At 69.0% G+C, this 25,577-nt stretch carries 22 protein-coding genes; 13 read left to right on the top strand and 9 right to left on the bottom strand.

The features are described 5' to 3' along the window. The first annotated feature begins 27 nt into the window (after positions 1 to 27). Together JQX13_RS50000 and JQX13_RS49995 are read left to right on the top strand one after the other, a co-directional pair. The gene (locus tag JQX13_RS50000; RefSeq protein WP_203406436.1) at positions 28 to 1,338 is read left to right on the top strand and encodes an adenylosuccinate synthase; all 1,311 of its coding nucleotides are present in this window, start codon (positions 28 to 30) and stop codon (positions 1,336 to 1,338) included. A gap of 189 nt (positions 1,339 to 1,527) precedes the next feature. Next, positions 1,528 to 1,890, top strand: a complete 363-nt coding sequence (locus JQX13_RS49995) for a PH domain-containing protein (protein ID WP_430384234.1) — start codon at positions 1,528 to 1,530, stop codon at positions 1,888 to 1,890. A 3-nt stretch (positions 1,891 to 1,893) separates the two neighbouring features. On the opposite strand, the gene JQX13_RS49990 is transcribed toward JQX13_RS49995, so the two are convergent. Continuing rightward, on the bottom strand, positions 1,894 to 2,763 hold the full coding sequence (locus JQX13_RS49990) for an FHA domain-containing protein (protein ID WP_203406434.1): 870 nt from the start codon (positions 2,761 to 2,763) through the stop codon (positions 1,894 to 1,896). Positions 2,764 to 2,930: 167 nt separating this feature from the next. Here JQX13_RS49990 and JQX13_RS49985 point away from each other — a divergent pair, with 167 nt between their 5' ends. Further along, the gene (locus tag JQX13_RS49985; RefSeq protein ID WP_203406433.1) at positions 2,931 to 4,130 is read left to right on the top strand and encodes a carbohydrate-binding family 9-like protein; all 1,200 of its coding nucleotides are present in this window, start codon (positions 2,931 to 2,933) and stop codon (positions 4,128 to 4,130) included. A 3-nt stretch (positions 4,131 to 4,133) separates the two neighbouring features. Here JQX13_RS49985 and JQX13_RS49980 read toward each other — a convergent pair whose 3' ends face one another. Continuing rightward, a complete protein-coding gene (locus JQX13_RS49980; RefSeq protein WP_203406432.1) occupies positions 4,134 to 4,388 on the bottom strand; it encodes a hypothetical protein in 255 nt (84 codons plus the stop codon). 4 nt (positions 4,389 to 4,392) lie between these two features. Then, positions 4,393 to 6,747: a DNA internalization-related competence protein ComEC/Rec2 gene (locus JQX13_RS49975; RefSeq protein WP_239014347.1), complete on the bottom strand. Its 2,355-nt coding sequence runs from the start codon at positions 6,745 to 6,747 to the stop codon at positions 4,393 to 4,395. 332 nt (positions 6,748 to 7,079) lie between these two features. Here JQX13_RS49975 and JQX13_RS49970 point away from each other — a divergent pair, with 332 nt between their 5' ends. Both JQX13_RS49970 and JQX13_RS49965 read left to right on the top strand, forming a co-directional pair. Then, entirely contained in the window at positions 7,080 to 7,574 is a 495-nt protein-coding gene (locus JQX13_RS49970; RefSeq protein WP_013939202.1) for a CarD family transcriptional regulator, read from the top strand. 60 nt (positions 7,575 to 7,634) lie between these two features. After that, the gene (locus JQX13_RS49965) at positions 7,635 to 8,291 is read left to right on the top strand and encodes a hypothetical protein (protein WP_203406430.1); all 657 of its coding nucleotides are present in this window, start codon (positions 7,635 to 7,637) and stop codon (positions 8,289 to 8,291) included. Between the two features lie 29 nt (positions 8,292 to 8,320). On the opposite strand, the gene JQX13_RS49960 is transcribed toward JQX13_RS49965, so the two are convergent. After that, entirely contained in the window at positions 8,321 to 9,682 is a 1,362-nt protein-coding gene (locus JQX13_RS49960; protein ID WP_203406429.1) for an FHA domain-containing protein, read from the bottom strand. A 233-nt stretch (positions 9,683 to 9,915) separates the two neighbouring features. On the opposite strand from JQX13_RS49960, the gene cysS reads away from it, so the two are divergent. From cysS to JQX13_RS49925, 7 genes are all read left to right on the top strand, one after another. Further along, on the top strand, positions 9,916 to 11,352 hold the full coding sequence (cysS, locus tag JQX13_RS49955) for a cysteine--tRNA ligase (RefSeq protein WP_239015526.1): 1,437 nt from the start codon (positions 9,916 to 9,918) through the stop codon (positions 11,350 to 11,352). A gap of 106 nt (positions 11,353 to 11,458) precedes the next feature. After that, on the top strand, positions 11,459 to 13,135 hold the full coding sequence (locus JQX13_RS49950) for a M20/M25/M40 family metallo-hydrolase (RefSeq protein ID WP_203406427.1): 1,677 nt from the start codon (positions 11,459 to 11,461) through the stop codon (positions 13,133 to 13,135). Positions 13,136 to 13,213: 78 nt separating this feature from the next. Continuing rightward, positions 13,214 to 15,367, top strand: coding sequence for an excinuclease ABC subunit UvrB (gene uvrB, locus JQX13_RS49945; protein WP_203406426.1), 2,154 nt, complete (start codon positions 13,214 to 13,216; stop codon positions 15,365 to 15,367). A 6-nt stretch (positions 15,368 to 15,373) separates the two neighbouring features. Further along, positions 15,374 to 17,311 carry an excinuclease ABC subunit UvrC gene (uvrC, locus tag JQX13_RS49940; RefSeq protein WP_203406425.1) on the top strand — a complete coding sequence of 646 codons (1,938 nt, stop codon included), beginning with the start codon at positions 15,374 to 15,376 and terminating at the stop codon, positions 17,309 to 17,311. Between the two features lie 139 nt (positions 17,312 to 17,450). After that, positions 17,451 to 17,969: a DUF507 family protein gene (locus tag JQX13_RS49935; RefSeq protein ID WP_203406424.1), complete on the top strand. Its 519-nt coding sequence runs from the start codon at positions 17,451 to 17,453 to the stop codon at positions 17,967 to 17,969. A gap of 94 nt (positions 17,970 to 18,063) precedes the next feature. Next, complete coding sequence (locus JQX13_RS49930; protein WP_203406423.1) at positions 18,064 to 19,821, top strand: hypothetical protein; 1,758 nt, start codon at positions 18,064 to 18,066, stop codon at positions 19,819 to 19,821. 95 nt (positions 19,822 to 19,916) lie between these two features. Beyond that, complete coding sequence (locus JQX13_RS49925) at positions 19,917 to 20,285, top strand: hypothetical protein (protein ID WP_203406422.1); 369 nt, start codon at positions 19,917 to 19,919, stop codon at positions 20,283 to 20,285. Here the strand turns inward: JQX13_RS49925 and JQX13_RS49920 are convergent. Genes JQX13_RS49920 through JQX13_RS49910 form a run of 3 tightly spaced genes read right to left on the bottom strand, consistent with a single transcriptional unit; the run spans position 20,275 to position 23,728 of the window. Then, positions 20,275 to 21,159 (bottom strand): DUF3108 domain-containing protein, encoded by an 885-nt coding sequence (locus JQX13_RS49920; RefSeq protein ID WP_430384133.1) that lies wholly within the window; start codon positions 21,157 to 21,159, stop codon positions 20,275 to 20,277. The genes JQX13_RS49925 and JQX13_RS49920 overlap by 11 nt on opposite strands. A 37-nt stretch (positions 21,160 to 21,196) precedes the next feature. Further along, the gene (locus JQX13_RS49915) at positions 21,197 to 22,879 is read right to left on the bottom strand and encodes a DUF4091 domain-containing protein (protein WP_203406420.1); all 1,683 of its coding nucleotides are present in this window, start codon (positions 22,877 to 22,879) and stop codon (positions 21,197 to 21,199) included. Positions 22,880 to 22,915: 36 nt separating this feature from the next. Then, positions 22,916 to 23,728, bottom strand: coding sequence for a DUF3108 domain-containing protein (locus JQX13_RS49910; RefSeq protein ID WP_203406419.1), 813 nt, complete (start codon positions 23,726 to 23,728; stop codon positions 22,916 to 22,918). A 329-nt stretch (positions 23,729 to 24,057) separates the two neighbouring features. Here JQX13_RS49910 and JQX13_RS49905 point away from each other — a divergent pair, with 329 nt between their 5' ends. Next, the gene (locus JQX13_RS49905) at positions 24,058 to 24,264 is read left to right on the top strand and encodes a hypothetical protein (RefSeq protein ID WP_203406418.1); all 207 of its coding nucleotides are present in this window, start codon (positions 24,058 to 24,060) and stop codon (positions 24,262 to 24,264) included. A 25-nt stretch (positions 24,265 to 24,289) separates the two neighbouring features. Here JQX13_RS49905 and JQX13_RS49900 read toward each other — a convergent pair whose 3' ends face one another. Then, entirely contained in the window at positions 24,290 to 24,955 is a 666-nt protein-coding gene (locus JQX13_RS49900; RefSeq protein WP_203406417.1) for a YggS family pyridoxal phosphate-dependent enzyme, read from the bottom strand. Further along, a complete protein-coding gene (locus tag JQX13_RS49895) occupies positions 24,952 to 25,551 on the bottom strand; it encodes a Maf family protein (RefSeq protein WP_203406416.1) in 600 nt (199 codons plus the stop codon). Before JQX13_RS49895 ends, JQX13_RS49900 begins: the two co-directional genes overlap by 4 nt. Positions 25,552 to 25,577 lie beyond the last annotated feature (26 nt).

Here is a 25,577-nt window from a genome sequence, read left to right as displayed (position 1 = left end):
TCGAAGCGTGCTAAGCGGGGCCCAACTATGCCGAACGTCGTCGTCATCGGAGCGCAGTGGGGAGATGAGGGGAAGGGCAAGGTCGTGGACCTGCTCACCGAGCACGCCCAGGTGGTCGTGCGCTTCCAGGGGGGCAACAACGCTGGCCATACCCTGGTGGTGGGTGGCCAGAAGACGGTGCTGCACCTGATTCCCTCGGGCATCCTTCACGCGGGGAAGACCTGCGTCATTGGCAACGGGGTGGTGGTGGACCCCGCCGTGCTGGTGAAGGAGATCGACGCCCTCAAGGAGCGCGGTTTCCTGAAGGACGAGTCGCACTTCCTCATCTCGGACAACGCGCACGTCATCTTCCCCTGGCACAAGCTGCTGGACTCGTACCGGGAGAAGGCGCGTGGCGTGAGCGCCATCGGCACCACGGGGCGCGGCATCGGTCCGGCCTACGAGGACAAGGTGGCCCGCCGGGGCATCCGCGTGCGAGATCTGCTCAACTCCGAGCGGTTGCGCAAGCGCATCGACGAGCGGCTCCCGGGTGTGCGTGACGAGCTGCGCGAGCTGTGCCGCGCCGCCAACGAGCAGGTTCCCGAGCTGGACGCGCAGAAGTTCCAGGAGGAGTTCTCCGCGCTGGGCGAGCGGCTGCGCCCCTACGTGCACGACGTGTCGCTCTACCTCGCGGGCCAGGTGCAGCGCGGGGCGCGCATCCTCTTCGAGGGCGCCCAGGGCACGCTGCTGGACGTGGACCACGGCACCTATCCGTTCGTCACCAGCTCCAACTGCGTGGCGGGCAATGCCGCGGTGGGCTCGGGCCTGGGCCCCACGGCCATCGACAAGGTGATGGGAATCAGCAAGGCCTACACCACGCGCGTGGGTGGGGGTCCGTTCCCCACGGAGCTGACGGACGAGACGGGCGATCGGCTGCGCAAGGTGGGTGACGAGTTCGGTGCCACCACGGGCCGTCCGCGCCGCTGCGGCTGGCTGGACGGCGTGGTGCTGCGCTACGCGGTGCGCGTCAACGGCCTGTGGGGCCTGGCGCTCACGAAGCTGGATGTGCTCTCCGGCCTGAAGACGCTGCAGATCTGCAACGCCTACGAGCTGGACGGCAAGCGCATCACCGAGCTGCCCGGGGACTACGAGGACCTGGCGCGCGTCAAGCCCATCTTCGAGACGATGCCGGGCTGGGACGACAAGCTCGCCGGCGTGCGCACCTTCGACGAGCTGCCGGAGAACGCCAAGCGCTACGTGCGCCGCGTGGAGGAGATCTGCGGCGTGCCCGTCGTCTGCATCTCCGTCGGCGCGGACCGCGGCGAGACGGTGCTCCTGCAGAACCCCTTCCGGAGCTGAGTCGCCCGGAGTAGAGAAACTCCGGACACCCGGAGTTTCCTGGAAGTCATTCCATCGACTCCCTTGCCGGGAAAGCGAGGGAGCCGGTGGCGTATGTCAGCCTCCCGTCTTAGCTTCATGGGTATGAATGGGGGCGATCAGAAGGCAGGCAAGCAGGTGTTCCGCCCACACGCTGTGCTCGCGGCCATCATGGGCGCCGCGACGCTGCTCTGGCTGGGCGTCCTGGTGTACCTACTGCGCTTCGAAGGAGTTCCGGTCCAGACGTTCCTCTCGGCGGTCTTCTTCGTCCTCTTCTTCGGTGTGTCGGTGACGTATTACGGCCGCACCCGCATCGTGGTGGACGCGGGAGGCATGACGTACCGGGGGCTGGTGCGCACTCGGCGCTTCTCCTTCGCGGACATCCGCAAGGTGGAGGTGCTGCCCGGGCCGGTGACGGTGTACGCCGTGCGTGGCAGCCGGGGCTTCGTGCACTTCACCAGCCTCTTCGCGCATCACCGCCACCTGGCGCACCTGCTCATCGAGCGCTCCGGTCTCACGCCGCTGCGCGCCTGAGCTTCAAGCCGCCATGGCATAGGTGGCGAGCAGCCCCACCAGGGCCAGCGTCGCCCCGAGGCCGATGAGCCACCACTCCCAGCGCACCCGCGGGCGCTCCGGCATGTCCTCGCCGGAGAGTGCCGCGGGGGTCGCGTTCTCGACGGGGGCCTCGCTCGGGGCGGGGGTCGCGTTCTCGACGGGGGCCTCGCTCGGGGCGGGGGCCGGGGGAGGAGGCTCCGCCATGGGGGCCTGGAAGCGCAGCAACGTCCGGCCCATTTCGATGACGTCGCCTTCGTGGAGGGGGGAGGGCTTCAGTACCCGTTGGCCGTTCAGGTAGACGCCATTGGGGCTGTCCAGGTCCTCCAGGAGGAAGGTGCCCTCCTGGTGGCGGATGCGCGCATGGCGTCGTGATACGGCGGGATCCCTCAGGCGTACGGACACCTCCCTGCTCCGGCCGAGCTCGGTGTTCGCCTCGGCGAGGGCGAAGGCGCGGCCCACGTCCGCCCCGGTGAGGCAGATCAGGGCGGCGGCCCGGGAGGGCGGTGGCTGCTCCGTGTCCATGAGGAGGTGTTTGAGCACGGCCACGGTGCCCACCTGCCGCTCGGTCTCCGCGTGGGAGTCCATCACCCGCAGGCTCATGCTCTCGGGCAGGCCCAGCACCTCGCCGGGCAGCACGAGGCGGGGGACTCCCGGCGGTACCATCACGCCCCCCACCGTGAAGGTACGGGTGGCCTCCACCATCAGGCGTTGGCTCTCGATGCGCAGCGTCAGGAGGCTCGGGGGGAGTCCCTCCAGTCGCACCTGGTCCTCCTCGCCTCCGCCCAGCAGGTGGATGCCCTCGGGGAGCTCGAAGGGGGTGGCGGTGCCCATGTGCTCGAATTCGAAGTTCATGGCGCTGGCGTGGCAGCAAGCCGGATGCCGGGACGGACTGGAGAAATCGCGAGGGGTTGCCGCCTCCCGCCCGTCCCATCTCCCACCCTCCATCCACGTACGCGGACGCAACGGGCGCCCCTTCTCCGAGACATCGGCCGGGGGGGGGCCTAGGATTCGCGGCCCCGATGCGCCCCGCCTCCCGCCTCCTGATGCTGCTGTCGCTCACGTTGCTCGCCACCTCCTGCCGCGACGAGCAGGCTGGTCCGAAGCCGCGCAACAAGGCCCTGCCTCCTCCCGCCCAGGCCCGCGTGCTGGATGCCGCGCCGGCGGATCTCACCTGGCGCAGCGGGGCCACGTTCGCAGGGGGCGCGGTGCGCTACCTCGGCACGCGTCTCACTCCGCCGGTGGCGGTGCCCGGCCAGCAGGTGCAGCTCGCGCACTACTTCGAGGCCCTGCGTCCCATGCCTCAGGGCTGGGAGTTCTTCGTGCACGTGGTGGACCCCGCCACCGGGCAGATGATGGTCAACGCGGACCATGCCTTCGCGGGCGGCGCGGCCCCGCTGGGCTCCTGGCCCGTGGGCAAGGTGGTGGAGGACGTCCACACGGTGCCGATGCCTCCCTCGCCCGGCCAGGTGGTGTTGGGATTCTGGCAGGGGGACTCGCGCCTCCCGGTGGACGATCCGAACGCGCACAAGGGAGACAACCGGATGTTGGGGCCGCAACTCGGGGGGGCCGCTCCGTCGCTGCCCGAGTACACCGTCCGTCGCGCGGCGAAGGCTCCGGTCATCGATGGCGAGCTCGATGACGCGGTGTGGAAGGACGCCGCCCCGGTGGTGCTGCGCGGCAGCTTCGACGGCCGCCCGGTCTCGTTGCGCACCGAGGCACGTCTGGCCTACGACGACCGGCACCTCTACGTCGCGTTCGACGTGGAGGATCCGGACATCTGGGGCACCCTGCGCGAGCGGGATGAGCCCATCTACGAGCAGGAGGTGGTGGAGATCTTCCTCGACGCCAACGCGGACGGACGCACCTACAACGAGATGCAGGTGTCCCCGCACAACGTCAACTTCGACGCCTACTTCCCCGCGCGCCGCAAGGGAATGGACCTGGGCTGGGACTCGGGGATGACGACGGCGGTGAAGGTGCGCGGCACGCTGGACAATCCCGAGGACCGGGATGAGGGCTGGCGGGTGGAGATGCGGATTCCCTTCGCCCGGCTGGCCGAGGTGCCGAACCTACCGCCGAAGAAGGGGGAGCGCTGGCGCTTCAACCTGTACCGGCTCGAGCACGTGAAGCGGCGGCAGGTGGAAGGTCAGGCCTTCTCCCCACTCTTCGTGGGGGACTTCCACGCGCTGCCGCGCTTCGGGTGGCTCGTCTTCGAGTAGACGCTACGAGTGGGGAGAGAGCTCCCACGGGGCGTCCGCGACGGACCGCTCGGTGGGGTCTCCCAGGAAGCGCAGGAAGCCGCGCAGCTCGAGGGTGTCGATGAGTTCTTCGGCTTCCAGCTCGGAGAAGCCCTTCGTTTCCACGAGCAGGTTGCGCATGAGGGACTTGCCACGCAGGTAGCCCACGGGCTCGCCCGGGCCCAGCATGTGCTTCAAGTCAGCGGTCAGCTGCCGCAGATCGAGGTCGTCGGAGATCATCGCCTCAACGGTGGTGATGGGCGGTCACCGGGGCAACCGGGGTCTCGGGTGCCGGGCCCTCGGGTGCCAGGAAGGTCCTCAGGCGGACATCGTGCCCATCGCTCTCCAGGGTGATGGCACCGTGCACATCCGTGCGCAGGCACTCGGTGCCCAGGTGCTGGTAGCGCGCTTCCACCTCGGGATGGGGGAAGCCGAAGCGGTTGCGGCGGCCCACGCAGAAGACGACGAAGCGGGGACGCAGCCGCGCGAGGAATTCCTCCGTGGAGGAGGTGCGCGAGCCGTGGTGCGGTGCCTTCATCACCGACACCGGCCCGAGCCGTCCGCTCGCGAGCAGCGCGGCCTCGCCCTCTTCCTCCACGTCCCCGGGGAGGAGCACGGTGACATCGCCGTGGCGCACGAGCAGCACCACGCTCTTGTCGTTCACGCCCTCCATGAGCTCGCGGTCCTCGGGAGGCCCGAGCACCTCCAGGCTCGCCTCGCCCAACGGGAATGCGGGATGGCCGAGCTGCACCTCCTCCACCCGCGCGCCGGTGGCCGTGTCGATGAGCTTCCGGGACAGGGGCCCGTCCGCGCTGCCCGCGGAGAGCCAGAGCCGCTCGGTGGGTACCCGCTCCAGCGTGGAGATGAGCCCGAGCGCGTGATCCGGGTGGGGATGGGAGAGGACGGCCAGGTCCAGCCGCTCGATGCGTGAGGCCTTCAGGAAGGGGACGACGATACGTGACCCCGGGTCCGCGCCACCGGGCACGCCGCCGCCATCGACGAGGGCATGGTGTCCCTGGGAGCTGAGCACCACCGCGTCTCCCTGGCCCACGGAGAGGAAGGTGATGCGCAGGCCGGGCTCGGGCACGAGGCGTGGCACGAGGAAGACGAGCACCAGCCCCACGGGAGCGAGGAGCCCACCCATGCGCCAGCGCCGCTCGCCCAGGGCCCAGCAGGCGAGCCCCGCGGCGTAGAGCAGGGAGGCGGCGAGCCCGAAGGAGGGCAGCTCCAGGGTGGCCAGTGGCACGTGCGCGAAGAAGCGGGTGAGCCACAGGAGCAGCTGCGAGGCCCACGCTCCTCCCCACAGCAGCGGGGTGGCCAGCACGGGCGCCACGACATAGAGGGCCGCGCCTCCCGCGGCGAAGCCGGTGAGCAGGCCGCACAGGGGCATGCAGACGATGTTGGAGACGAGCCCCGCGAGGCTCGCGCGGCCGAAGGTGCCCGCCACCAGGGGCAGGCTGGCCAGGGTGACGGCGGCGCTCGCGCAGAACGTCTCCAGCACCGTCTCCCGGGTGCTCGCGAGCAGTCGCTTCAGCCGGTGGTCTTCCCGTGGATCCGGAGGCGGAAGCGGGATGGCCTCGCGCAGGGCGGGGGTGAGCAGCAGCAGGCTGAAGACGGCGAGGAAGGAGAGCTGCAGCGACAGGTCCGCGACGCTGGAGGGCGCCCAGTCCACGAGGAGCGCGGCGGCGGAGGCGAGGCTGTTGAGTCCATCGGCTCGTCGCCAGAGGGCGAGTCCCAGCAGCACCCCGGTGGCCATCACCGCCGAGCGCACCGCGGGCGGTTGGTTGCCGGTGAAGACGACATAGGCCCAGACGAAGGGCACGGAGGCGGGGGCCGCCAGACGGCGGGCATCCACGCGCCGCAGGCTTCGCAGCCGGGCCCCCGCCAGGACGAGCAGCCGGCGCAGCAGGGCGAGCGTCATGAGCGCCAGCGCCGCGACGTGCAGCCCGCTCACGCTCAGCACATGCGCGAGCCCACTTCGGGAGAAGTCCTCCTCCAGGTCATCATCGAGCGCGGCGCGCTGTCCGGCCGCCAGGGTGAGGAAGAGGGCCGCGGCATCGGCCGAGGGAGCCACGGCACGCACCGCCTCGGCGAGCCCCTCCTGCGTGCGCACCAGCTCCAGGCGCCAGCGCGGGGGAGGGGAGAGCACCAGCATCCCCGCGGCCTGGAAGCTGCCGGTGAAGGCGAGCCCCTGCCGCCGCCGGGTTGCGGAGAAATCCTTTTCTCCGGGATTCGAAGCGGACTCGAGCGGCTTGAGCCGGGCCTCCACGCGCAACCTTTGCCCGGGCAGCAGCGACGGAGGCTCGCCCTGGGCGTAGAGGCTCGCGTGGAAGCGGGCGGGGCTTCCGGTTCCGGTACCCACGCGGGCCACGGCCAGGAGAATGCGGGTGGCGTCCTCGAAGCGCTCCACCCGCTCCACTTCTCCCTCCAGGACCGCGGTCCCTCCCTGTTCGAGCGGCAGGGAGGGCGGCACATCGGCCCCCGCTTCCAGGGAGGCGAGCCCCGCGCCCGTGAGCCCCAGACAGAGGAGCACGCCCAGGTGAGAACCAGGCAGGCGAGCGAGCCACAGGGCGGCAGCACCCAGGGCACCAGCTGCCATAAGTTGGAATAATCCACCAGCGCTGCTGGTTCTGACCCCAAATCCCGCGCCGAGTATCAGGCTCACAGCGGGGAAGAACAAAGGACGCGCGGTCAGATCGCGCCACGAGTAACGGCCCACCTACCACCCCCACCACCCATCCGATCCGTCCCGTCGTGGTGCACCGCCCTACCGAGCGAGCGCACACACGCAAAGGTACCCAGGCTAGTCGGGAAAATCCGAGCGGGTCAAGGCTTCAATGTTGCTGGTGGGGGTGAATTGTGGTACTCGTGGTGCGCTTTCCGAGGCCGGGTGTCGAGTCGAGCCAAGCCATCCCAAGGAGGCGGTAACGAGTGCAGACGAGCTTCAAGACCGGCGATAAGGCGGTGTACCCCGGACAGGGCGTGGGCGAGGTGATGGGCATCGAGCACACCGAGGTCGCCGGGCAGCGCCAGTCCTTCTATGTGCTGCGCATCCTGGAGAATGGGATGCGGATCATGATCCCGATCAACAAGGTGGGCTCGGTCGGCCTCCGGGAGATCATCAGTGAGGAGGACGTCAAGCAGGTCTACTCCATCCTGAAGGAGAAGGACATCTCGGTGGACTCGACGACGTGGAATCGTCGGTACCGCGAGTACATGGAGAAGATCAAGACGGGCTCCGTATTCGAGATCGCCGAGGTTTTGCGCGACCTCTACCTGCTGAAGGGAGACAAGGATTTGTCGTTCGGTGAGCGCAAGATGCTGGATACGGCGCGCTCGCTGCTCATCAAGGAGCTGTCGCTGGCCAAGGACTGCTCCGAGGAAGAGATCGAGTCGGATCTCAAGAAGATCTTCAACCTCGCCTGATCCCCGTCGGGTGGAGGTAGAAAGCCCCGGTTCCCTGAAGATGGGGACCGGGGTTTTTTCATGTCCGACGAGTCGCGGGAGCTGCGGGAGGAGCGGGATCGGCGCATCGCGGAGCTGGAGGCGCGGATCCAACGGCGCGGGGTGGGGGTGAAGGCTCCGGTGGCGCTGCTGGCCATGGCGGTGGCCGGGGTGCTGCTGGGGATGATGTGGAAGGACCTGGTGTACTTCTTCTCCCCGGGGACGCCCCTGACGTTGGGCGCGGAGGGGGCGTACCGGTACGACCTGTTGGAGTCCAACCGCTACGTGCAGTTGCACGGAATCCCGACCTTGCGAGGTGCCTATGGGCGCGAGGGCGAGGACGTCTACGTGGTGGTGGGGTTGCGCGAGTCCCCGTTCCTGGTGCGTCGGCGGGCGCTGCCAGGGGAGGAGTGGGCGTCAGGGCGTGCGCCGAGGCAGCCGGATCAGCGGCCGTTCGCGATCCGGGGACGACTGCTGGCGGAGGAGGACGCCGAGCGCTACCGGGAGGGGTTCAAGCTGCTGCGGGAGATGGGAGAGGTGCAGCCCCGGGACGGGCGACTGTGGATGGTGGTGGAGGGAGCGCGGCCGGGAGGGGACAAGGGGTTGCTGCTCGTGGCGCTGTTGCTGACGGCCTTCATCCTGACGAACGCCGCACTGCTCCTGCGGAGCTTCAAGAGAAAGCCCGCGTCGCTCCGATAGCCCTCTTCCACGTGCACGAGCGCACGAATCTACGGCGTGCTGGCCTGCTTGTTCCCAGCCTGCTGGTGGGCCTGCGCGAGCGCCTTGCGGATCCTCGGCGCGAAGGAGCCCCACCCCTTGGAGATCCGTTGGTCGAGCTCGAGCGCGGTGGAGAGGTGCTGGATGGCGGAGGAGGGATCCTGGGCCGCCAGGGCGGCATTCCCCGCACTCCATTCCTCCTGGAAGCGCGCGAGCGAGGAAGCCAGGTCCTCCAGGTGCGCACGCCGGGCCAGCGAGAGCGCGGACTCGACATTCCCCGTCTCATAGAGGGCGATGGCCTCGGATTCGGCCGCTCCCGCCTCTCCCCTGTGAACCGGAGTGACTGCGGGGGCGGGCTTCTCGGCGGCGACCTTTGCCCGGACACCGGGCTCCCGAGACCTCGAACCCGCTGCCTTCGGGACCTGGGACGTCGCCGACAAGGCGATGGCCTGGGCGCTGATCGCACGTGCTCCCGTGGCGCCCCTCGGCTTCCCATCTGGAGCCGCGAGAGCGGGCGTGACGGGCACGGGGTCCGCGTGGGCCTCGACGACGGACGAGGCCTCGGCGCGCACGGCCGGTTCGGACTCGAGGCTCGGAGGCCCCTCGCGTTCCTCGCGGACCTCGACGCTCTCCACGAGGTTGGAAGGCTCGCCGCGCGAGCGCATGAACCGCACGGCGGCGAGCGTGAGGAACACGGCCACGAGAGAGCCGGTGGCGGCCGCGAGCAGGACGAGGCGGTGGGTGCTCAGGCCCACCCGGAGCGAGGAGGCGGAGCGGCTGGAGGTCCCCCGAGCGCGCTCGGCGGTGGAGCCGGGCCCGCGTACCCGGAGGAGCGCGTTGCCGAGGGCGATCTCATCCCCGGCGCACACTTCCACCTCGGAGGAGAGGCGGGTGCGGTTGACGTAGGTGCCGTTCTGGCTGCCGAGGTCCTTCAGGGAGAGGCGGTCCCCGCGGCGGGTGAGCTGGGCGTGCCGGCGGCTGATGGAGGGGTGCTGCAGACGCAGGTCGGACGTGGAGGCCCGGCCGAGCACGAGCACCCCCTGCTTGACGGGGATCAGCTGACCGGCACCGGGGCCGCGCTCGACGTACAGGAAGGCGGGGGAGTGGCCCGGATCCTCGTACTCGCCGGAGTCGAAGCGGGCGGGCAGCTCACGGTCACGTCCCTCGCGCGAGGCACCACCCGGGCCGCGGCGAGGGCGGCGGCGGGGGCCGGCGGGGAATTGGGGGACGCGCTGGGGGCGAGGGTCGTCCGCCTGGAGGGGAGCCACCTCGTCGTCATCGAAGGGGAGCTCGACCTCCGGCTCCGGGCGCGACACCGTATCCCCGGGGGGAAGGGGCGAGCGGGGTGGGCGCTTGGGATTGGGAGGACTCATGGGGGGTATTCTCCCAGATTCAACGGCCGGCGGAGATGGGGGCGGGTCGGGAGACGAAGGATAGTCCTTTTTCGACGGCCTGGAGTGCCAACAGGGCACCAGAGTCGCCGGGAGTGTCAGGCATTTGTGGTCCAGTCCGTGTGGAAGTCCTAGAGTCCTGCTTTCCAAGCCTGGATCCTGACCAGCGGAGGTTCTCGCACGTGGCCGCAGCATCGATTCGCCTCTTCAACACGATGACGATGCAGAAGGAGACCCTGGTGCCCGCGGTGCCGGGCAAGCTGGGGGTCTACGTCTGCGGCCCGACGGTCTACAGTTACATCCACATCGGCAACGCGCGGACGTTCACGTCGTTCGACGTGGTGGTGCGCTACCTGCGCTACCGCGGCTTCGACGTGAAGTACGTACGTAACTACACGGATGTGGACGACAAGATCATCAAGGCCGCGCAGGAGACGGGCGAGCAGCCGGTGGAGCTGGCGGCGCGCTTCGTGAAGCTCTTCGAGGAGGACGCGCGGGCCCTGCGCCTGCGTGCGCCGGACGTGTCGCCGAAGGTGAGCGACCACCTGGCCGAGATCATCGGCATCATCCAGAAGCTGGTGGAGAAGGGGGTGGCGTACGAGTCCCAGGGGGACGTGTACTTCTCCGTGAGGCGCTACCCGGAGTACGCGAAGCTGTCCAAGCGCAACCTGGACGACCTGTGCGCGGGCGAGCGGGTGCAGCCGGGCGAGCAGAAGCACGAGCCGCTGGACTTCGCGCTGTGGAAGGCCGCCAAGCCGGGCGAGCCCGCGTGGGACAGCCCGTGGGGCAAGGGGCGACCGGGCTGGCACATCGAGTGCTCGGCGATGAGCGCGAAGTACCTCGGGGAGACGTTCGACATCCACGGGGGCGCGTTGGATCTGATCTTCCCGCACCACGAGAACGAGATCGCCCAGAGCGAGGCGGCCAGCGGGCAGACGTTCGCCCGGTACTGGATGCACTGCGGCTTCCTCGATCTCGAGGGGGCGAAGATGTCCAAGTCGCTCGGGAACGTGGTGCGGCTCCGGGACGCGATGGAGAAGGTGGACGCGGAGGCGCTGCGCTTCTTCTTCCTGTCGACGCACTACCGGCACCCGCTGGGTTTCACGGACAAGGGGCTGGCGGACGCGGAGCAGCGCATGGAGTACTTCTACGAGACGCTGCGCAAGGTGGACGAGCGCGTGGGCGGGAAGGACTTCGGGAAGGGCGCGCTGCACGGCGAGCCGGGCAGGTTCCTCACCGAGTTCGAGTCGCAGATGGACGACGACTTCAACACGGCGGGCGCCCTGGGCGCGCTGTCGGGCCTGTTCGCGTTGATGAACGAGCTGACGGACAAGCCGCCGGTGAAGGACAAGGCGCTGGTGGGCAGGACGCTGCAGGCGCTGCGCGAGGACGTGCGGAAGGTATCCGGGGTCCTGGGCCTGTTCGAGGACGAGCCGACGCAGTGGCTGTTGCGGCGTCGTGACCGGGCGGTGAAGGAGCGGGGCATCGACGTGGCGCGGGTGGAGCAGCTGCTCCAGGCACGGGCGGATGCACGCAAGGCGAAGAACTTCGCCGAGGCCGACCGCGTCCGCGAGGAGCTCAAGGGGCTCGGGGTGGAGATCATGGATACCGCGGGCGGCACCGTGTGGAAGGTGGCCGCGCCGGCTGCCTGAGCCCTCTCCCCCAGGGAAGGCGTGGGAGTGAGGGTCCACCGCTCAACCATCCGAGCGAAGATCCCCCCTGCGAGGCCGGGCAGGTCATGTTAGGGGCACACCCGACATGACGCGAACGCTGGTGCTCCTCCCCCTCCTGCTCGTCCTGCCGCTCGCCGCCCACGGTCAGCTCACGACACCGGCGGAGAAGTCCGCTTCCCGGACCATCGAAGCCGGAGACCTCCGGGCCCACATCGGCTTCCTGGCCTCGGATCTACTCGAGGGCCGGGGCCCGGGTACGCGCGGCGACGCGCTGGCCCAGCAATACATCGCGACACAGTTCCAGCTCCTGGGGCTGAAGCCCGTGCTGCCGGACGGGAGCTACCTGCAGCCCTTCGAGCTGGTGGGCCTGACGGGCCATCCCGAGACGCTGACCTTCACCAGCGCCTCGGGTCGCCTGGAGTTGCGGTACCTCGACGACTTCATCGCGAACCCGGGCGTGCAGACTCCGCAGGCCGTGCTGCAGGACTCGGAGCTGGTCTTCGTGGGCTATGGCATCCAGGCGCCCGAGTACGAGTGGGACGACTTCAAGGGAATGGACCTGAGGGGCAAGACGCTCCTCATCCTGAACAACGACCCGGAGGATGATCCGAAGCTCTTCGGGGGCAAGGCGCGGCTCTGGTACGGCCGCTGGGATTACAAGTACGAGCAGGCCGCGAAGGTGGGGGCCGCCGGGGCGATCATCATCCACACCACCCAGAGCGCCGGGTACCCGTGGCAGGTGGTGCAGACGTCCTGGTCGGGCGAGCAGCTCGAGCTGCCGGCCTCGGCCGAGACGCCGCGCCTCCAGGTGAAGGCCTGGACGACGGAGCAGGCCACGCGCCGGGTGATGCAGCTCACGGGGACGGACCTCGACACGTTGCGCACGGCGGCGCGGAAGCGCGACTTCCGCCCGGTGCCGCTGCGGGTGAAGGTGTCCACGCGCTTCGCCAACCAGGTGCGCCGGCGGCCCACGGCCAATGTGCTGGGCCTGCTCCCGGGGAGTGATCCGAAGCTCTCCCGGGAGGTGGTGCTCTACACGGCGCACCATGATCACCTGGGCGTGAAGGCGGACGCGAAGCCGGGCGAGGACGCCATCTACAACGGCGCGGTGGACAACGCGTCCGGGGTGGCGGCGATGCTGGAAGTGGCGAAGGCCTTCACCGCCCTGCCGAAGGCGCCGCCGCGCTCCATCCTCTTCGCGGCGGTGGCGGCCGAGGAGCAGGGGCTGCTGGGCTCGCAGTACCTGGCCGAGCACCTGCCGGTTCATCCGGGGCGGGTGGCGGCCAACGTCAACATCGACGGGCTCAACATCCACGGGCGAACGCGGGACGTGACGGTCATCGGGCTGGGCAAGTCCTCCCTGGACAAGCTTCTCTCCTCGCTGGTGCAGGCCCAGGGTCGCCTCGTGAGGGGAGATCCGCTGCCGGACCGGGGGTTCTTCTACCGCTCGGACCAGTTCAACTTCGCGAAGCTGGGCATTCCCTCGGCCTACTTCAGCAGCGGCATGGACTTCATCGGCCGGCCGCCGGGGTGGGGCAAGGAGCGCCGCGAGCAGTGGGAGGCCCAGCACTACCATCAGCCCTCGGACGAGCTGAGACCGGACTGGGACTTCTCCGGCGCGGTGGAGGACGTGCGGCTCTTCTTCCTGCTCGGCGCCAACGTGGCCCGCACGAAGGAGCTGCCCCGCTGGAACCCGGGAGACGAGTTCGAGGCCCCCCGGCTCCAGGCGCTCGAGGCCCTGAAATCCGAGGGGCCGAGGTAGCGCGCGCTTCGTCCACTCCCCGTCGAGCGGATGATTTGGTTCCGGCATCCCTACATCCGGGGTGTTAAACCTCTGGCCATGCCTGAGTTCCAGCTCGTCAGCGACTACAAGCCCCAGGGCGACCAACCGCGCGCCATCGGTGAGCTCACCGAGGGAATCCTGCGCGGGGACCGCTACCAGACACTGCTTGGCGTCACGGGTTCGGGCAAGACGTTCACCATGGGGAACGTCATCGCCAACGTGAAGCGGCCCACCCTGCTCATCGCGCACAACAAGACGCTCGCCGCCCAGCTCTACGGTGAGTTCAAGGCGCTCTTCCCGCACAACGCCGTCGAGTACTTCGTCTCGTACTTCGACTACTACCAGCCCGAGGCGTACATCCCCACCACGGACACGTTCATCGAGAAGGACTCCTCGGTGAACGATGAGATCGAGCGCATGCGCCACTCGGCCACGCACTCGCTGCGCACGCGCGACGACGTGCTCATCGTGGCCAGCGTGTCCTGCATCTACGGCCTCGGTACGGCGCGCTCGTACGTGGACATGGCCGTGCACGTGAACGTGGGTGCCGAGCTGGGCCGCGACAGCTTCATCCGCAAGCTGGTGGAGAGCCAGTACGAGCGCAATGATCTCGACTTCCACCGCGGCACCTTCCGCGCCCGGGGCGACACCGTGGAGGTGTTCCCCGCCTACGAGGAGGAGCGCGCCGTCCGCGTCAGCTTCTTCGGCGACGAGGTGGAGAAGATCACCGAATTCGACCCGCTGCGCGGCGTGACGCTGGGCGCGCTGGAGAAGGTCGTCATCTTCCCCGCCAGCCACTACGTCACCGAGGTGGACACCCGCAAGCGCGCGCTGCAGACCATCCGCGACGAGCTGTCCGAGCGTCTCCAGCAATTCAAGCGCGAGGGCAAGCTGCTCGAGGCCCAGCGGCTGGAGCAGCGCACGATGTACGACCTCGAGATGATCGAGCAGGTGGGGTACTGCAACGGCATCGAGAACTACTCGCGGCACTTCTCGGGGCGGGTCGCGGGCGAGGCCCCGCCGTGCCTGCTGGACTACTTCCCGCGCAACATGCTGGTGCTCATCGACGAGAGCCACCAGACGGTGCCTCAGATTGGCGCCATGTACCGCGGCGACCGCTCGCGCAAGGAGACGCTGGTGGAGCACGGCTTCCGCCTTCCCAGCGCCCTGGACAACCGCCCGCTCAAGTTCACCGAGTTCGAAGACATGGTGCAGCAGGCCGTGTTCGTCTCCGCCACCCCCGCCGAGTACGAGCTGCAGAAGTGCAAGGGCGTGGTGGTGGAGCAGATCATCCGCCCCACGGGCCTGACGGATCCCGAGGTGGAGGTGCGCCCGGCGCGCAACCAGGTGGACGACGTGCTGGAGGAGGTGCGCAAGCGCATCGCCAGGAAGGAGCGCGTGCTCGTCACCACCCTCACCAAGCGCATGGCGGAGGACCTCACCGAGTACCTCACCGACGTGGGCGTGAAGGTGCGCTACCTGCACTCGGACATCGGCGCCATCGAGCGCACCGCCATCATCCGCGACCTGCGCAAGGGCGAGTTCGACGTGCTGGTGGGCATCAACCTGCTGCGCGAGGGACTCGACATCCCCGAGGTCTCCCTGGTGGCCATCTTCGACGCGGACAAGGAGGGCTTCCTGCGCAGCCACGTGTCCCTCATCCAGACCATCGGCCGCGCCGCGCGCAACCTCAATGGCCGCGTCATCATGTACGCGGAGTCCATGACGGACTCGATGAAGCTGGCCATCGAGGAGACCAACCGCCGCCGCGAGGTGCAGCGCGCCTACAACGCGCAGCATGGCATCACCCCCAAGGCGGTGAAGAGCCACATCCTCGACCTGTCCGAGCACCTCTACGACGCGGATCCGTCCGAGCTGCCCCTGGCCGCCGACTCGGCCAACGACGTGCTGGAGCCCAAGGAGATCAAGCGCCTCATCGGCGAGTTCACCAAGGACATGCAGCACTACGCGGACGAGATGCAGTTCGAGAAGGCCGCGGAGATCCGCGACCGCATCCTGGTGCTCAAGGACATGGAGCTGGGACTCAAGCCGCCCAGCCGCTCGCTGCTCAAGGCCGCGCCCAAGGCGGCCGATGAGAAGAAGCCCGGGACGCCCGGGGCTCGCGGTGGGAAGCGTGGAGCCCCATCGCGAGGCAAGGGCGGGGGGCCGCCCCATGGGAAGACGGGCATCGGGCCGAGGAGGAGCCGCTAACCCCGTATGGACGCGAAGCTCGAAGCGAAGCTGGACGCCCTCCCCACCGAGCCCGGCGTGTACCTGATGAAGGACCGCCGGGGGGAAATCATCTACGTGGGCAAGGCGGTCAATCTGCGCAACCGGGTGCGCTCCTATTTCACCCGCACCGGGGACACCCGCGCCTTCGTATCGCTGTTGGATCAGTTCCTCGGCGACATCGAGACGGTGCTCGTCCACAACGAGAAGGAAGCCCTCCTCCTCGAGAACGAGCTCATCAAGAAGCACAAGCCGCGCTTCAACGTCCTCCTCAAGGACGACAAGCAGTACATCTCGCTGCGGTTGGACCGCACCCAGGCCTATCCCCGGCTGGAGGTGGTGCGGAAGTACCAGAAGGACGGCGCGCGCTACTTCGGCCCGTACTCCAGCGCGAGCGCCATCCGCGAGACGCTGCGCATCATCAACCGCTACTTCCACCTGCGTACCTGCACGGACCACGTGCTCGCCAACCGCAAGCGGCCCTGTCTGCTGCACCAGATCGGCCGCTGCCCCGCGCCCTGCGTCTACCCCGTTCCGGAGCAGGAGTACCGCAAGAGCGTGGACGAGGTGGTCCTCTTCCTGGAAGGCAAGGCCGGGGAGTTGGTGGACGGGCTGCGCGCGCGCATGAAGCAGGCCGCCGGTGAGCTCAAGTTCGAGGAGGCCGCGCGCATTCGCGACCAGTTGCTCGCCATCGAGCGCAGCCTCGAGCGCCAGAAGGTGGCCACCACCGACTTCAAGGATCAGGACGTCTTCGCCTTCCACCGTGAGGGAGACCGGCTGCTCGTCTACGTCCTCTACGTCCGCCAGGGCCGGCTCAACGGTGGCCAGGCCTTCCCGCTCGGCAGCCAGGAGTTCCCCGACGAGGAGCTGCTGCCGTCCTTCGTCAACCTCTACTACGACCAGGGCAACTTCGTGCCCGAGGAGGTCCTCCTCCCGCTGGACATCGAGGAGCGCGAGGGACTGGAGGCGCTGCTCACCGAGCGCAAGGGCGAGCGGGTCCGCGTGATGGTGCCCAAGCGGGGCGAGAAGCGCGACCTGGTGGACATGGCGCAGAAGAACGCCGAGCAGGCCGTCCTCGAGCGCCGCCGCACCAAGGACGAGACCGAGGTGGTGCTGCGCCGGCTCCAGGAGCGGCTGCACCTGCGCCACCTGCCGCGCCGCATGGAGTGCTTCGACATCTCGCACTTCCAGGGCTCCAGCATCGTCGCCTCGCAGGTGGCCGCCACCGACGGGGAGATCGACAAGTCCCGCTACCGCCGCTACCGCATCAAGACGCTGGAGAAGCAGGACGACTTCGCCAGCATGCACGAGGTCATCACCCGCCGGCTCAAGCGCGGCCAGGAGGAGGGGGACCTGCCCGATCTGTTGGTCATCGACGGAGGCAAGGGACAGCTCGCCAGCGCGCTCGCCGCCGCCAAGGACCTGGGCATCGAGGACGTGGACATCATCTCCCTGGCCAAGAGCCGCGACCTCGAGGTCCACGACCGCGACGAGGAGAGCGCCCGCAGCCCCGAGCGCGTCTTCCTCCCCCACCGTAAGGAGCCCATCGTCCTGCGGCAGAACTCGGCGGAGCTCTACCTGCTCACCCGCCTGCGCGACGAGGCCCACCGCTTCGCGATCACCTTCCAACAGAAGAGCATGCGCAAGGGCAACTTCCACTCCGTGCTGGAGGACATCCCGGGGGTGGGGGAGACGCGCAAGAAGCTGCTCCTGCGCCAGTTCGGCTCGCTCAAGCGGGTGCGCGAGGCGACCATCGAGGATCTCGCCGAGGTGCTCGGGCCCACGGTGGCCGAGCGGGTCCACGCCGCTCTCCACGGCCACCCCGAGGACGACCCGGAGGATCCGATCCGCGAAGCCTCCCTGGCGGATGCGGGTGCCCTGGTGGACGAAAAGTCAGAAGAAGGGTCGCCACCCGGCTCGCCGTGATTAATTTCCGCTCGAAAGCGGAGCAGCGAAAAGCCGCTGAATCCGCGATGTTCTTGGGGTTTTTAATTGCGGCTGGGCTCGGCGCTGATTTATAGCGGACAGGTCCAGTCGAGACGTCTTCAAGGGGCGAGGGACCGACATGAGGCTCTATCCAAAGGTGATCCCGATCATCTCCCGGGAGGTCGTCCAGAGGCTGATGCAGGACGGGGATATCGAGGTGGAGCCGATGCGCGTGGCTGACGCCGAGATGGACCTTTCCGCCATCATGCGTGAGTACCTGGCGAACGAGGAGCGCGTGAATCAGGCCACGCGCGAGGCCCTGGAGCGCAGGGGTTACGACTACTCCAAGTTCAACCAAGTCAAACGTGAGATGGCCGACGTCCGCGGCTTCAAGATGGGCGACGAAGGCATCGAATACGTCATCAACCAGATGATCGAATTCCTCCTCATCAGCCGCAACGTCGAGGAGGTCTATGCCGCCGACAACGTGCTGCGTCAGAAGATCCACGCGGTGATGAAGAAGCACCTGGACGTGGATGAGGAGATCGACAAGGAGGCGCGTTCCCGCCTGAAGCACCTGCAGGAGGGCACCAGCGCTTTCGACATCGAGTACAACAAGACGGTGGAGCAGATCCGCCGGGCTCGCGGTCTCATCTAGGGCAGGCAAGAGGGCGAGTCCCTGCTCGCCTGGTTGCTTCGAGCCGGCATCCGAGACCTCCGCTGCTTACCCTCTCCAGGAGGAGGCAGCGTCGATGGCGGGATTCCTCTCCAGCTTCGTGCTGACCGGGCTGCTCGCGGCGGGTCCGGTTGGCTTCACCTTCGATGGTCCCGAGGCCACCGCTCGGACGGTCGGCAACGTCGGATTCTTCACACAGGGCCCAACACCCTTCACGGACCTCTTCGAGCGGGGCACCGGCTCGGCGGAGCTGTCCGCGCGGGACCGTATCTCGGACGCCCGTGCGCTCTATGGCGACGCCGGGAGCCTGGTTGCCACCTTCGACATCGCGGGGGACTCGTACCGGGTGGAGTTGGACCAGGTGGGCTTCCCGCCGGCCCAGGCGCTCGCGGGGAAGTCCATGACGGGGGCCTTGCCTCCGCCCCCTGCCCAGGCCATCGCGGGAGGGGTGGTGCTGAATCAGGACATGCACGGCGGCGCGCCGCTCGGCGCCCCCAACATGTCGCGGGTGCGGGCGGCGGTGGCGCTCTGGGGCGTGGGCCGCGTCTGGCGCAACGGGCAATTGCTCACCGACACGGCCGTCATCCACGCCGCCGCCCTGGAGCGGGGGGCCCACGCGGACGATGACACCTTCCGAACGTTGCCCGTGGCGCGTCCGGGAGACACCGAGCTGGACGTCCTGGTGTGGAACCTGCCTCGCGAGGCCGAGCCGCGTGGCTTCATCCAATTCGATTTCGAGGACGTGGCCATCACCGTGGATGGCGTCGACGTGCCCGCGGTCGCGGTGGTGCCCACGGCGGGGGTGTTCGTCGGGGTGGCGCCGCCGTCCTCGCCGGTGCCGGGTGGGGCTTCTCTGGGCGCCGTTTCCAACACCTCGCTTCAGGAGCAGCAGGGCGTGGGGGGCTCCGGCCTGGCGGGCGTGGACTCGGGACAATCCGGCGCGGGACAGGGGCAGTTCGGCGCGGGGCAGGGGCAGTTCGGCGCGGGGCAGGGGCAGTTCGGCGCGGGGCAGGGGCAGTTCGGCGCGGGACAGGGACAGTTCGGCACGGGGGCCGTGGCGGGAACGCTACCTGGCGGTGGAGGCTTCCCCGTCCTGACGGGGACGCAGCTGGTGGACCCCAATGACACCACCCTGCCGGGGGTCGCGGCCGAGGCGGGAAGAAGCGCGCTCGAGCCCTTCCAGAACCCGGGCAGGGTGACGCGTTCCACGAATGCCAATCAGCCCGAGGTCGGGACTCCTGGTTTCCCGGCCACGCCCATCGTTCCCGATGCATTCCTGGGTCCGGAATTTCCGGGACGTGTCGCGCTCAACGCGAACGAGCCCGCGCCAGCGGGTCAGCCCGAGGCGCGGCTTCCCGCCTTTTCGGGGACCCCCGTCGTCCCGGATGCCTTCCAGAACGCCGATCGGGTGAGGATCGCCAGCCAATTGCCCCCGGCCTCGGTGGGGGGCTTCGTACCGCTGAGCCCGGCACCGCAGTCCTCCTTCCTGTCCACCAGTGGCTCGTTCTCCGTGGTTCCGCTGGTGCCTGGCGTGCCCGGGCCGGAGTTCGCCTTCGGTGGTGTCCGGGTCTCGCCCGGAGTGGTGAGCACGCCGAGCCCGGGGCAGGTGCAGTCCCCGGCGGTGCCGCTCGTCGCGACTCCGCAGCCGCTCAACGGTCAGAGCGCGGTGCCGCTGGTCTCCAATCCGCTGCCGCTCAATGGTCTGCCCGCGGTGCCGCTCATCTCCACTCCGACGCCGCTCAACGCGCAGCCCATCACCACGCAACCCGGCGCCACGACGGCGGCTCCAGTGGGTACGACGGCGGCTCCCGGGGGCGCGGCTCCCTCGCCCTGAGCTCTACCGGCTCGCCCCCGCTCCTCCCGGAGGAGGGCGGGGGTGACGCGAGGCGAAAAATTGACCCTCTGCTACCGGGCTGTAGCTTGGCGCACATGACAACACCCGCTGCCGCCCTCGTTGCCGCTCCCGCGACGCTGCGCCGCGCGGGGGCCGATCCCCTCCGCCAGGCCGTGGAGCACCTCGGCCACTCGCTGCCCAGACGTGCCGATGCCACCGTCCTGCTGGACTTCCTCGAGGATGACCTGCGCGAGGGGCTCGAGGCGCTCGGTGATGTCGAGGCGCACTTCTCCGACGTGCTCGAGGCCCTTCAGCCGGACACGTTGTCCCAGCTGTCCCTGCTCCAGGCCGGGGATGACTACCTGGTGCTGGAGCGGCTGGAGATGTTGATCGACGTGGTGACGCGCCTCCGACGCCGACTGTCGCAAGCGGCGGGGCTGATGCGTCAGACGCCTACCACTTGAGGCTCTCCTTGCCCTGGGCCTGACGGCTCTTCTCTCTCGGGCGGGAGAACGAGGTGAGGGTGGCGCGTACCGCTCCGAGGTCGATGGTGCCCAGGGCCGCGAGCGGCAGCCGGCGCTCATCATCGGTAATCCACACGTGCACCTCGCGGCTCATCGAGGGCTTGTCCAGGCGGACCGCGGTGCCCGACAGGTGCCAGGCGTCGAACTCGCCGAGGGGCGTGGACACGTGCTCGCGCTTCACCACGCTGCCCGTCATCCGCCACATGCGGCGCACGCCGTAGACGTCGAAGCAGATGGGCATGCCCTCCTTCATGGGGAGCTGGCGCATCATGTAGATGGCGCCGGCCACGTCCATGCCCTCGTGGTCGTAGGAGTAGTTGCTGTGGCCCTTCCTGCCTCGCTGGACGTAGTCCACGCGGACGCGGCGTTCCTTGGAGTTGAAGGCCACGTCCACCGAGCGGTGCTGCTCGTTCTCCATGGCCTCCTCGGTGTAGCGCGAGGGCCGTAGCGTCTTGGGGTGCAGGTAGCTCATCGCGGTGGCGTCCACCCGGCGCACCTTGGAGAAGAAGGAGTTGGTCTGCACCTTGACCTGGACCGGGAGCGAGCCGTCCTGCTTCTTCTGCACCTTCATGGTCATCCTGCCAGCGGTGGCTCCCATGGCATCGAGGTCGAACTCGAGCAGCTCGCCCGGAGCGAAGGCGAACGGGCTGCGCAGGGGGGGCAGGGGCTGGGCGCACAGGGGCACGGGGGTCTTCGCCGCCTTCGCCTCCGCTGGTGTGGGGGGCTTGTTGTCCTCGGGCCCGTCCGCGTCTGGCAGCTGCGCCCAGGCCGCGGAGGTGAAGCTGAACAGGAGGGCTGCGAGGGCTGTGCGCATGGCGGTCATCCTTGATTCCAGGTGAAGGGTCTCCACGTCACTTCGGACGGACGCCCGAACGTTTCGCGTATTCGGACGCTTCCCAGCGCTTCCTCAACCGTGTGGTCATCTCGCGCCGCACCTGCTCCCATTGCCGGGGATCCGTCTCCACTTCATACCCCGAGCGGGTGAGCCGTCGCGCGGCCTCTCGGGCGAATGTCTGCTCTCCGAGCGACTCCAGCAGCCGGAGGTATTCGTAGTCCTCGAGTCCGTCACGGAGGTGTTTCAGGCGCAGGGAGACCACGGGCTGGTGGCGGGTGAAGCCCGGCCGGGACGGAGTGCCCGGGTAGAAGAAGGTGCCGTCGCCGTTGCCGCCGAACTCGAAGAGGTCCTTCCAGGGGTCCTTCGTGTTGTAGGCGAAGACGGTGTCGAAATAGAGCTCGCCGTCCACGCCGGAGAGGAAGGCCAGCGGGCCCATGGCCCGGTTGAGTGGGGCGGGGTGGTCCACCATGTAGGAGGCCCAGCCGCTGTAGACCTTCTCCACGGCGGGATCCTCCGCGGGGCCGCCGGTGCAGCCGTGCGAGTTGCAGCTCTGGTACCACCACACCTTCACGTGGGGGTCGAGCTTGCCGCGCAGCGTCTTCAGGGGGAGGACGTTGCGGCACGTCTGTGGCCCGGGGCGAGGGAAGAAGCAGTTGAGGGTGGGCGCGAGGATGTCCGCCGAGCCCCGCAGCGCTTCATCCAGAGGGGCGGTGACGAGCACCGGCACGTCCTTGTTGGCCGCGCGCACCCGCTGCGCCTGGGCGCGCACGAGCGGCACGTCCTCCGGCTTCGGCTCGTCCTTGGCGTAGAAGAAGAGCCGCGCGCGCCAGCCCTTCTCTCGGAAGTGCTCGGCCAGGGCGCGGTAGTACGCGGCCTTCTCCTTGTCGGTGCGGGCCGCCGGGTTGTCGCGCACGTCGGTGGTGGTGAAGCGGGCCCCCGAGGGCAGGGCCGTCCCCTCCAGGAAGGGCGCCAGCTCCGCGTCATACGTGCTGAAGTCCACCACCGGCTTGCCATCCTCGAAGCGCACCGGAGGCGGGTTCATGCTCATGCCATGGGCGCTGACGCGGTGGGCGAGCAGGGCGAGCGCGTAGTCCCGCAGCAACTCGCGCGCCTCGGGGGACTCGGGCTTCAACCCGTGCCCCTTGGCGATGCTGTAGAGCGAGATGCCGAAGCTGTTCGGCAACGAGGAGGTGGCCGGCAGCACGAAGGGCTGAACCTCCGCAGTGAAGGGCACGGGCGAGAGCGGCTTGCCATCCGCCTCCAGGCTCAGCGCGCCCTGGTACGTGCCCGGCACCTGCTTCTCCGGCGCGCACAACTCCACGTAGAGGACGGTGGGTACCCCCTTGGGGCCCGGTGGGGCCTCCACCGGCACGAGCGGATCCGGCCACGGCCCCGTGCCTCCCTGCGAGTTGGAGGGCGTCTTCACGTCCAGGAAGGCCTCGCGCCACACCGAGGCCTCCAGCGTCTTGCCGCCCGGCCCTCGCAGCGCCAGCGGCTTCACCCGGATGCGCGAGACGTCCGGGGGGAGCACCACCTGGGCGGCCTCGCACTCACCGCGCGCGAGGCTCAACCGGGCCTCCTTCTCACCCTTCAGCGTGACTCCCGGCCGCACCTTCTCCAGCGCGGACACCACCCGAGGCCCTGGTGCCGCGGCCAGCATCGCCGCGAGCAACCCCTGCGCCGCCCAACCCGCCCCCATGTCTCCCCCTGTCCGCGGCGACCTCGTGGTGCCGCTCTAGATTCCGTTCCTCGCCGTCGCCGCCGGATTCGGCGCGATGGCCTTGCCCTGCTCGTACTCCGTCAACTCCGCGACGAGGGAGCCCAGGGCGAGCTCCGCCTCGATGCGCACCGGCAGGCGGCGCGCGTCCGCCGTCAGCCAGGCCGTCATGTCGCGCTTGGAGGCCAGATTGCCGGAGAACTCGGTGTGCACGCGCAGCCGGTACACCTCCCGCTTCCCCAGCTTCGTCTCGAGCGTCTCCTTCGCCTCCACCTTCGCCTTCATCAGGAAGTTCTTCGAGCCGGTGAAGACGGGGTAGGAGTACTCCTGGCCCACGTCCAGCGGGCGGTTGCGCAGCGCGAAGGTCGCCCCGGCCACGTCGAGCGTGCCCGCGGCCAGCTCGTGGTTGTACTCGCGAGGCGCCTCGCCCTCCTTCTGCTTCACCACGAAGGCGGACCTGCCGTCCTCGCCCATCTTCACGCGCACGCGGCGGCGCTTGTGGTTCTGGTCCTCGTGCATGTCCGAGCCCAGCACCCGCTGCGTGTTGAAATCCCAATAGGAGACGTACTTGTCCTTGATGGGCCACACCCCCGCCACCGACGCCGACCTCGCCACCGACACGATGGGCCACACCTCCTTGCCCCACTGCTTCATGGGCGCGCCCACCGTCACCTGCGCGGAGCCCGCGGTGATTCCAAGGTACTGGACGCGGTAGCGCGCCTGCTCACCGGGACCGAACGCGGCCCGGTTCTCGCCCTGAGCCAGGGCAGCCCCCGACATCAGGAGGCTGAACAGCAACCCGGTGAACACTCCCTCGCACAGCTTGCGCATCGATGGCTCCTGGCTCGGTCCCCCGCGACCTGACCAGTTGGCAGGTGCGGAAAGTAGGCAGCCGCGTCCTGGCGCGCCAACTCCCCCGCCAGACAGCAACCCCCCCGGCTGCATCCTCATGGACGAATCGCCGTGGGGCCCATTCAACCGCGAATTCCCCCCTTTGTGCCCGCCCGGGTGGATGGGGTGAGGGGCCCGGCCGGCCTACATGCGAGCAGGCGCGGCCCCGAGCCCTGCGGGGTGGGGGAGCCGTTCCCCTCGCGAGACTGCTAGCCTGGAGACGGTCCGGCCGGTGTGCCGGAGCCAACACCTGGCCCAGGAGGGACGCGATGCCGTTGGACTACTACGAGGACGAGGACGACAAGGACGCGGGTGCGAAAGGGGCCCGCAAGGACTTCGACTGCCCCGAGTGCAACGCCAACAACCCGCTCGAGGACGCGCTCAAGGATGGCCAGGAGGTGCTCTGCAACTACTGCGGCTGCGAGTTCCTGGTGAAGGCCATGGACAACGGTCGCTTCAAGTTCAAGGAGCTGTGAGGCCCCCGGAGAGGGGCCCCTCGGCTCAGGTCCGCTCTCCGAAGATGGCGGTGCCCACCCGGACCAGGGTGGCCCCTTCCTCGATGGCCAGCTCGAAGTCATGGGTGGTGCCCATGGACAGGCCCGTCAGCCCGTGCCGCTGGGCGAGCTCCCTCAACGTGCGGAAGTAGCCGCGCGCCACCTGCTCGTCCTCGGTGGGCGGGGGCAGGGACATGAGGCCCTCCACCCTCAGGCCCGGCAGCGCGCGCACGGACTTCAGGAAGGGCCCGAGCGCCTCCGGTGCCAGCCCGCTCTTGCTGGCCTCGCCGCCCACGTTCACCTCCACGTAACAGGGGATGGGCGCGTCCTGCCGGCGGCGGGACAGCTCCTGGGCCACCTCCAACCGGTCCAGCGCGTGGAACGACAGCGCGGCCTTCGCCACGTACTTCACCTTGTTCGTCTGCAACGGCCCGATGGCATGCCAGCGCAGGCCCTCCAGGTCCGCCAGCTCCGCGGCCTTGTCCCTCAACTCCTGCGCGTAGTTCTCTCCGAAGTCCCGCTGCCCCGCCGCATATGCCTCGCGGATGAGGGCCGCCGGCTTCAGCTTGGACACGGCCACCAGGGTGACGGAGCCGGGCTCCCGCCCCGCGCGGGCACACGCCTTCTCCACCCGCGCTCGTACCTCCGCCAGCCGCTCGGCGACGCTGCTCATGGGGTGCTCCAGGGAAGGGGAAGGCCGGCCCGGGCGAGCAGCTCCAGCGTCTCACCCAGGGGCAGGCCGATGACGTTGGTGGGGCTGCCCTCGATCGCCGCTACCAGGAATCCACCCTTTCCCTGGATGGCGTAGCCACCCGCCTTGTCCAGGGACTCGCCGGTGCTGGCGTACCAGGCGATCTCCCCCGCGCTCAGCGCGCGGAAGGTGACGCGGGTCCTCACCACGAGTGAGTGCTCGGCCGAGGGTCCGGCCAGCGCCACGCCGGTCTGGACCTCGTGTGTCCTGCCCGACAGACGGCCCATCATCTCCCGGACCTCGGCCTCGTCGCGGGGTTTGCCGAGCAGCTCGTCGCCGAGCACGACGGTGGTGTCCGCCGCCAGGACCCAGGCGCCGGGAGTGCGGGCCGCCACCGTTCTGGCCTTTTCCCGGGCCAGACGGAGCACGTAGGCTTGTGCAGCCTCGCCCTGATGGGGGGTTTCGTCGATGTCCGCGGCGGACACCTCGAAGGCCAGTCCGAGCTGGCCGAGCAACTCGCGCCGACGCGGCGAAGCGGACGCGAGAACGAGCCGGGTTTGACCCACTGATGTGTGCATGTTACGGCTCGCCTCTAGCAGAACTG

The sequence above is a fragment of the Archangium violaceum genome (genome assembly GCF_016859125.1).
GTDB classification, from domain to species: domain Bacteria; phylum Myxococcota; class Myxococcia; order Myxococcales; family Myxococcaceae; genus Archangium; species Archangium violaceum_A.
The sequence above is the reverse complement of the archived record's forward strand: the minus strand, read 5'-3'. Positions and strand labels throughout refer to the sequence as shown.